Below are 8,676 nucleotides of genomic sequence, written 5' to 3' on the forward strand. Positions count from 1 at the left end.
TTTAGCATAAATAGGAGATTTTGACCAGTTGCTTAATTAAATTCCCAAGGATAAGCCAGGCACGATCTTATCCCCTGAAAATGAATCATTTTTCTGTTCTACCGGTTCAAAACCGGAGAAATCACCGGCAGCCCTGCGCATAGGTTTTTCCGCTTGCCAAGCCCATTACCACCGGTGTATAGTGAAGGTAATCAATTCGTGAAATTGGGGGATTACTATGAACTACTCATTTACAAACGGAAAGCTTCTGGACGGAAACCGGGACATGCAGGTGCAGACCGGGCTTTGTATTTTGGTGAAGGATGGGTTGATCTCGGATATCGTGCCGGATACGGCGGATGTGACGGGATATCGGAGGGTGGATCTGCATGGGCATTACATTCTGCCGGGCCTTATTAACATGCACGTGCATCTGGCCGGAAATGGCAAGCCGCAGAAGAAGCAGCGGGACAATGAAAAACTGGTAAAACGGATCATGAGCACCAGGCTCACTCGAACGATTGCTTACAAAATGGTCTGTGGCTTCGCAAATGACGAACTCTTAGGCGGCGTCACCACCATCCGGACGGTCGGCGGTCTGGGCGATTTCGACACCCGCCTGCGAGATGAGATCACGGCCGGTTCCAGGGTTGGCCCCCGCATTCTCGCCTCCAATCAGGGAATCTCTGTCCCCGGAGGACACATGGCCGGTTCGGTGGCTGTGGCAGCGGCGAACATTCCCGAAGCCCTGGCGCAGCTGGAAAAGGCCCGGTCGGAAAAGGTCGATCTCATCAAACTCATGATCACCGGCGGCGTTCTGGACGCCAAAGAAAAGGGCGTGCCCGGCGAGCTGAAGATGCCGCCTGAGATGGTGCGCGCGGTCTGCGACAAGGCCCATTCCTACGGCTATCTGGCAGCAGCCCACGTGGAATCTCCGGAAGGCGTCCGCATGGCCCTGGAAAATGGCGTGGATTCCATTGAACATGGCGCGAAAATGGACGCGGACATGATACGCCTCTTCAAAGAACGGGGCGCCTTCCTCTGCACTACCATTTCCCCGGCTCTGCCCTACGCCCTATTTGATCGCTCCATCACCAACGCCACCGAGGTGGAGCAGTACAACGGAAATGTGGTCTTCGAGGGTATCATCGACTGCGCTAAGGCGGCCCTGGCCAACGATATTCCGGTGGTTCTCGGCAACGACGTGGGCTGTCCCTGGATTACCCAGTATGACTTCTGGCGAGAGCTCTATTATTTCCACAAATATGTGGGTGTCTCCAACGCCTTCGCCCTCTACACCGCCACCAAGCGCAGCGCCGAGCTGGCCGGTATCGGGCATCTGACCGGCTCCATTGAGAAAGGCAAGGCAGCGGATCTTATCGTTACTGCGGAGAATCCGCTGGAAGATCTGCGGGCATTGCGGAATCTGGAGCTGGTAGTCGCACGGGGCAATGTAATCGAACACCCTGTGATTAAAAAGAGGAAACAGGTTGAAGCTGAGCTGGATAAGTTCTTATAATCTGAAACATATTGTGCCAACTTATCTATGTAATATTATATAGACACGTTTTAAAGTGAAAGGCTTCCTGACTCTCCGTGCGGTCCCATGTCAGGATTTTTATTTCAGTTCTTTCAGCTTTTCCAGCCGTCCAAGCGCTTCGTCCAGAGTCTCCTTTTCCCGGGCGAAATGCAGGCGGATCAGGTTGTTGACCTCTTCCCTGAAAAAGCTGGATCCAGGAACGGCGGCCACGCCAATCTCTTTGATCATCCACTCGCAGAATTCCAGATCCGTAAAGCCCCGGAACTGCGGCAGCTCCAGAAACTCGGAGATATCAATCAGTACAAAATAGGTCCCCTGGGGCACGTTATGTTTCAGCCCGATCCGATCCAGTCCCGCCAGAAAATAATTCCGTTTTTCCGTGTAAGTCTCCAGCAGCTTTTCGTAATAATCCTCCGAATACTTAAGGCCCACTGTCGCCGCCTCCTGTAAGGGCGCGGCCGCTCCCACGGTCAGGAAATCATGCACCTTCTTGGCCGCCTCAATCACATAAGCCGGTCCAATCAGATAGCCCAGTCTCCAGCCTGTAATGGAGTAGGTCTTTGACAGAGAATTGCAGGTGATCGTATGCCCGTACATGCCCGGCAGGGAAGCCATACAAATATGCCGGTTTGGCGCGTACACCATATGCTCGTACACCTCGTCGGTCACCACAAAGGCGTCATATTGGACAGCCAGCTTCCCGATGGCCACAAGCTCCTCCTCGCGGAACACCTTTCCGCAGGGGTTGGATGGATTGCAGACAATGATAGCCTTCGCTCCGTCCCGGAAGCCCTGCTCCACCAGCCGGATATCAAACTCATATTCCGGCGGAACCAGCGGAATGTAGATGGGCTCCGCCCCGGACAGAATGGCGTCGGCACCGTAATTCTCGTAAAACGGGGAAAATACCATCACCTTATCCCCGGGATTACAGATGGTCATCATGGCACACATCATCGCCTCGGTTCCGCCGCAGGTCACCACGATCTCTGTGTTTGGATCGATGATTCTGTGGATAGCCTTTCCCTGCTTTACAGCCAGCGCTTCCCGGAAATTCTGGGCTCCGTAGGTTATAGAATACTGATGCGGCCCCTCATAGGCGGCCTTCGCCAATGCGTCCATGATTTCCTTTGGCGGGTCAAAATCAGGAAAGCCCTGTGACAGATTGATGGCTCCATATTGATTGCTGATACGTGTCATTCTGCGGATAACAGAATCCGTAAAGTTTCCAACCCGTTGGCTTAATTCCGGCATATTTTTATCTCCTTTACAAATATCAATTTCTATGAAATCTCATCTGCGATGATCGCACTTCTGGTACTGTGTCATGGTGTTTTCGCTGTCTTCTTTATAAAAAATATCTGACCACTCACAGATGCCCCGCAGGATGGGCACGACGGATTTTCCTTTCTCCGTCAGGAATAATTTCACCGGGGGCGGAATTTCATCGTAAGATTTCCGATCAATAATACCATCTTCAAACAAATCTTTCAAGGTTGCCGCCAGCACTGCGTCGGTAATAAAAAATGAAATTGTGAATTCCACTCTCCCTAGGCAATACTTGAACATATCTACAAATCCATTCCTTGTGTATGCTCATCCACAGCCTCTCTGATTCATAACTTAGAATCCTTATTTATTTTTGCTAAAATCTCTGGTAAAATCAATGATAAATCGTCGTCAACCCCAATTGATTTCTCCTGAATTTGTTGTGGAATATAAAGCCATATTTAAAATGTCCGCTTCCGAAGCATATGTATATGCCATACAGTCTTGCTTTCTGAACATATAATGACTACTCACACTTCTCAGTGCATTTTTACTTGTGTTGGGTATAGATTACTTCCGACAAACATTCCATTGCATCTGGAAGCTGCTTCATCGGTATTGTACTAAAACCAAGTAAAAGCTGATTAGATGGACAAAGAGCTTTATTGATCCAAAAAGGTTCCGTAGGATAAATTTGAATTTTATTTCGAGCAAATGCGTCTATCAATTCTGTCTGGTTACTTTTAGTTTGTATAGAAAGAACAAAATGCAATCCAGAATCTTCACCAAGAAGAGTAGCTTGGTCTGAGAGATAATCTGCGACATATTTCCTTATATAGTCATGCTTTTTTCTATAATGAGTTCGCATAGCATTTAGGTGACGCTGATATTCTCCACTTTCCATGTATTTTGCAAGCGTTAGTTGGAACAATGTGGGAACAGTGCAGTTTGCATATAAATATTTTTCTCGATAGGAAGCCAACAAGGGCATTGGGAGTACGATATAAGCGATTCTCAAATCAGGAGAGAGTGATTTTGAAAAGGTTCCAAGGTAAATCGTTCGATTGCCGGAATCAATGGACTGCAAGGATGGAATTGGACGATTATGATAGCGTAGTTCACTGTCATAATCGTCTTCTATGATATATCCATTATTCTTTTCTGCCCATTCTAATAGCTGCAGCCGTTTCGTAATCGATAAAACACTGCCCATAGGAAATTGGTGTGATGGCGTAACATAGAGTAAAGTTTGAAAAAGCTTCTGAACCTCCTTGATTGAAATTCCATCATTTTCTACAGGTACAGGTGTTATATGAAAATGATTCTGCTTCATTGTATTCCTAGTTCCGTTGTAGCCGGGATCCTCCATAGCAAAATTCCAATCAGTATAAGAAAACAGATTTGCTATAATGTTCAAGGATTGTTGATGACCACTTGTAAATATAATCTGTTCTGCTGAACATCTTACTCCACGAGACAGATATAGATAACTGCCGAGAATACAACGCAGATTAAAAATGCCTTGAGGTTCCTCATAGGCTGCATTCTCTTTTAAAGAAAGTGCGTCGTAGGCATCCAGCATACATTTTCTCCAGGCCTTGGAATTGTAGCAATTATAATCCAAGTCGCCATAGGAAAATATATAGTCATAGGTCATATCGGTCGATTCTGAATCATGGGGAACGAAAGTTGGTTTCTGGATAGACACTTTGGCTGGTGGAAGATGCTCCACATAATACCCTGAACCGGTGACCGGTTTGATATACCCCTCTATTTCTAACTGATAATATGCATTGATTACCGTATTTCTGCTTATTTGATATTCTGTGGCAAGCTCACGGGTAGCAGGCAGCCGTTGGCCGGCAACCATATTCCCAGAAAGAATTTGTTGCTTTAATTGTTCGTATAATTGCTCATATAAAGAAATATCTGATTTTCTATTAAGAATAAACATTTATCAAAATCCCCTCTTAATTGGTTCTATGAAATAAGTTAAAATCGGAACTATAAAAAGAACCAATTTAATGATACTATAATCAAAATGTTTGTAAAAAGCAAGGGAAACAGGAAATGAGGTGAATTTTATTATGTTGGAAGATGTACAAATAAAACAATATTTTGAGCGAATTGGATATTGTCAGGCGGTTGATACAACTTTGGAAACGCTGTCCGGACTTCAATGGGCACATATCACCCATATTCCATACGAAAATCTTGACATACTGGCTGGCATTCCACTGTCTTTAAAAGTAGAGAATTTGTTTCAGAAAATCATAGTAAGAAAGCGAGGTGGATTTTGTTTTGAACTTCAAGGACTCTATAAAGAACTACTTGAAAGCATTGGATTTCGCATGGTGCAATATTCTGCAAGATTTATGGATGAACCAGGAATTGTACAGATGAGAAGGCACAGGGTTTTGGTCGTTCAGATTGGAAATAGACGATATCTCACCGATGTAGGAATCAGGAGTGAATCTCCACGGATGCCAATCGAACTTGTATATGACACATTGCAGTCAGATGGCGTATGCGAATATAGATTTCAGCGAGATGACTTTTATGGATGGGTACTCTGTCAGAAAGAATACGAAAAATCATGGAAACCATTGTATGGATTTACGGAAGAACCGCAGATTGATGATGATTTTATCATGCCCTGTTTTTACTGCGAAAAACACCCGGATTCTACATTTAATAAATTTATGAAGATATCCATTTTTAGCAGGGAGAGCAATTTTACTTTAGTAGACGGAATATTCCAAGAATACCGGAATGCAAAAGTACAATATAGAAAGAAACTTACAAGCCAATCCGAAACCAGTAATATTCTAAAAATATATTTTGGATTATTAAGCCAGAACTTAGGATGAGCACACAGATGAATGTTTTGGAAATTATTGTATCTTATCGATAGAAATGCCTAATTGGAAGTTAACAGTGCAGTATAATAAAGTAAGGAGAGATCAATATGTTCAGAGAAATGAGAAGATTTAAGCAGCAGACTACAACAGAAGAATGTAAAAAGGTACTGAAAGAGGAAAAGCGGGCCGCATTTTCGGTGATTGGTGATGATGGATACCCATATACAATCCCGATCAATTTCTATTATGATGAGACAGACAACAACATTTATTTTCACGGAGCAAAAGAAGGACATAAGGTTGATGCAATGAACCGATGCGATAAAATTTGTCTGACTGTCTGGAATCAGGGATTCAAAAACGAAGGGCATTGGGAATGGAATCCAACAAGCGTTGTTGTGTTCGGAAAAGTGAAGCCGGTGACAGAAAAAAACATCTTTGAGGATCGGTTGAGAAAGCTGGCGGCAAAGTATTATCCAACCACAGAGGAGATTGAAAAAGAGATGGTGCGTTCTGCAACACGGGCACAGCTGTTTGCCATAAAAATCGAACATATGACAGGCAAACTTGTAAATGAAAAATAACATTCAATATTATTGACGGGGTGAAATTTTTTCTGTAAATTCAGATCATATTATTGCAAATTGAAAAAGCAAGCCATTTTCGGCTTGCTTTTCCCCATAACACTTCTCTTACTGGTAAATGATTTCTCTCTCCACAATCTCCCTCGCACACGCCTGTATGTTGTTCATTCTGCCTACCCATTCCAATGCATTATCTGCCTTAAACTGCTCCGTGATTCCCTGTACCTGTTTCATCTGCTCTATTAGCCTTTCAAATCGCTCCTGTGCCTGTTCTTCTATATCTGCCAAATAGCTGTTTAGTCCGCCGCTCACAAGCAGTTCCAGATACACATTCCTGCGGTATTCCTTCAAATACCGCAAATGTCTTTGTCCCCATACCCCAACAAATCTCGGTTTTTCTTCCTCCGACAAAGCAAGGCGGGGGATAAAATAATCCCCACATCTTACATAAATGCCGCCCATTTCTTCAAAAATTGTTTTCTTCATAATCTATTCCACCTTTCTTATCTCTCCATAGCTAAACATATTCCTACCGTAACTGATGCTGCCAAAGAAGGTGCATCCAAAGCTATTGACTTTGTTCGATTACACCAAAAAGAAACCTTTATAATAAGCGGTGTCCTTGTCGTAGGCGGTACTGTTGCTGGTACTGTTGGTTACATCGCACATCGTAAGCAAAGAAAACTTGACATGCAATTTGGATTAGCTTTACAGGAGTACTTAGATTCTGCCCGTAACGGAGCTTTAAATATTGACATTTTGAATAATCTTATTAACTCCATCGAAGCAATCGAAAAAAACAATCCAAAGAAGTCTATTAACCTCAATATTTCTGCCGCTCAATTCAGTGACTTGATAAATTGCATATTTGATTTCACCAAACGTTTGACAGAAGCTAACAATATTAGTACACGCTCCATAAACCCACCAAAATATTTTCATAAAAAAACCTCTGCTGATTTAAAATACTATTTGAATATGCAAAAACAAATTTTTGAACAGGCTGCATAAAGACGACAAAAAGCCCTTAGCTATGAGTTACTACCCACAGCTAAGGGCTTTTTATAATATGGACTCGTTCAAGATATGGCTCTGAACGATAGACCAGCTGCACAACCACCATTCCAATCATTCTCCAACTCTAAAACCACTGGATTACAAGAATAATGGCTTTCATGCAGCTGTTATCAAATTGTTATCAAAAGACTTCTGAAAATGCCGGACCCCCGCATAAACGCTGGATTTACTAAGCATTTTTGTTTATTCAAACTCCCTGTAACCATAACATAATCGTTAAATATATAAATGTCTTTTGCAGATTTTTATATTCATAATATCCAAATTTCACGCTTTATTCATAGTTTCCGATCAAACAGGTATCATACGGGTATCACGAATATTTCTCCTTAATTGCTCTATCTACATGGTGCTAGCACCATGTAATTATTACACCAATAAGGAAAAGCTATCGGCGCTCCCTCAACTTCTCTAATATCGCCATAACGTCCGGCTGCGTTGGAGTAAACTTAATACCTCGCTTCAACATCCCCATAACTTTTCTCGCTTTTTGCTCAATCTCTCTGGCGGTATGCTCACTCGTCAACATCAGATGATTTCCGGCGATTGTATATTCCCGTTCTATGTATTCTTCTGTTATCGGAAACATATCTTGTATCAGAAATGCGCTCTCCCGGCTGTCGTCCAGTTTGACGATATGAAGAATGTCGCAAGATTTCCCGGTTTTTTCTTTTTTCTCCATAATCCGTCTGTATTTGTCAATGCGGCTAGACAATGGTATCATCCAATATATCCCGGTACTTGTATCTTCAAGGCAGTAATAATGTGGTCTGTTTCCTGCCTTATTTCCTTTGAGATACGGATCTGGCATATCTTCAAAAAATTTATCCTTGATAATGTAAAAGCCTGTTTTCTTCATTTGCCTGTCCTCATTACGGAAAAGTCCCTCGCCTTGCGGCGAAGGACTATACTTTCGACCCAACCATTTATATACCGCATATCGGTCAGCGGTAAACTTTCAACCCGACCATTTATATACCACATATCGGTCAGTGGTAAACTTTCTTTGTACCTACATTCTAGCAAGCGCAAAGAGGAAAGTCAATAGAGCTTTCCATTAAAATTATATGCTAAGGACCACTAATATATACTTATCCCACAGTAAAAAAATTACCGTCTTTTATTACCTGCTGTATTCATGCCTTGCGAAATTTGTCTTTTTACCTCTGGCATCTTCATCGCCTCAGAGATAAGCGTATTCATCATATCACTACCTAATTGATTTTCAAACTGTTTTTGTTGCAACTCTAACTGATTCTTATGTTCTAACTGCAATTTATCAATTTCCATTTTATGCTTTTCTTTTTCCTTTTCCAAGTCCAACTCATAAGTCTTTTCAAGTTTTTTAATATCCTCTCTGCTCTGC

At 42.8% G+C, this 8,676-nt stretch carries 10 protein-coding genes; 4 read left to right on the forward strand and 6 right to left on the reverse strand.

All coding sequences use genetic code 11. The features are described from left to right. Window positions 1–217: 217 nt before the first annotated feature. Window positions 218–1,498, forward strand: coding sequence for an amidohydrolase family protein (locus ACTRC3_RS05555; protein WP_440322137.1), 1,281 nt, complete (start codon window positions 218–220; stop codon window positions 1,496–1,498). 99 nt (window positions 1,499–1,597) lie between these two features. On the opposite strand, the gene ACTRC3_RS05560 is transcribed toward ACTRC3_RS05555, so the two are convergent. The 3 genes from ACTRC3_RS05560 to pdxR form a co-directional block, all read right to left on the reverse strand. After that, a complete protein-coding gene (locus ACTRC3_RS05560; protein WP_440322139.1) occupies window positions 1,598–2,773 on the reverse strand; it encodes a pyridoxal phosphate-dependent aminotransferase in 1,176 nt (391 codons plus the stop codon). A gap of 39 nt (window positions 2,774–2,812) precedes the next feature. Next, a complete protein-coding gene (locus ACTRC3_RS05565; protein ID WP_349165396.1) occupies window positions 2,813–3,064 on the reverse strand; it encodes a winged helix-turn-helix transcriptional regulator in 252 nt (83 codons plus the stop codon). A gap of 274 nt (window positions 3,065–3,338) precedes the next feature. After that, a complete protein-coding gene (gene pdxR / locus ACTRC3_RS05570) occupies window positions 3,339–4,742 on the reverse strand; it encodes a MocR-like pyridoxine biosynthesis transcription factor PdxR (protein ID WP_440322141.1) in 1,404 nt (467 codons plus the stop codon). Window positions 4,743–4,875: 133 nt separating this feature from the next. On the opposite strand from pdxR, the gene ACTRC3_RS05575 reads away from it, so the two are divergent. Next, entirely contained in the window at window positions 4,876–5,658 is a 783-nt protein-coding gene (locus ACTRC3_RS05575; RefSeq protein WP_440322143.1) for an arylamine N-acetyltransferase family protein, read from the forward strand. A 98-nt stretch (window positions 5,659–5,756) separates the two neighbouring features. Next, a complete protein-coding gene (locus ACTRC3_RS05580; RefSeq protein WP_440322145.1) occupies window positions 5,757–6,233 on the forward strand; it encodes a pyridoxamine 5'-phosphate oxidase family protein in 477 nt (158 codons plus the stop codon). Between the two features lie 108 nt (window positions 6,234–6,341). On the opposite strand, the gene ACTRC3_RS05585 is transcribed toward ACTRC3_RS05580, so the two are convergent. After that, window positions 6,342–6,719, reverse strand: a complete 378-nt coding sequence (locus ACTRC3_RS05585; RefSeq protein WP_440322147.1) for a TnpV protein — start codon at window positions 6,717–6,719, stop codon at window positions 6,342–6,344. 204 nt (window positions 6,720–6,923) lie between these two features. On the opposite strand from ACTRC3_RS05585, the gene ACTRC3_RS05590 reads away from it, so the two are divergent. Continuing rightward, window positions 6,924–7,244: a hypothetical protein gene (locus tag ACTRC3_RS05590; RefSeq protein WP_440322148.1), complete on the forward strand. Its 321-nt coding sequence runs from the start codon at window positions 6,924–6,926 to the stop codon at window positions 7,242–7,244. A gap of 454 nt (window positions 7,245–7,698) precedes the next feature. Here ACTRC3_RS05590 and cptIN read toward each other — a convergent pair whose 3' ends face one another. After that, on the reverse strand, window positions 7,699–8,169 hold the full coding sequence (gene cptIN / locus ACTRC3_RS05595; RefSeq protein WP_440322149.1) for a type III toxin-antitoxin system CptIN family toxin: 471 nt from the start codon (window positions 8,167–8,169) through the stop codon (window positions 7,699–7,701). A gap of 251 nt (window positions 8,170–8,420) precedes the next feature. Further along, window positions 8,421–8,676: hypothetical protein (locus ACTRC3_RS05600; RefSeq protein ID WP_440322150.1), on the reverse strand; the 256-nt coding region annotated here is incomplete at its 5' end.

The sequence above is a fragment of the Laedolimicola sp. genome, from assembly GCF_051972735.1.
In the GTDB taxonomy this organism is placed as follows: Bacteria; Bacillota; Clostridia; order Lachnospirales; family Lachnospiraceae; genus Laedolimicola; species Laedolimicola intestinihominis.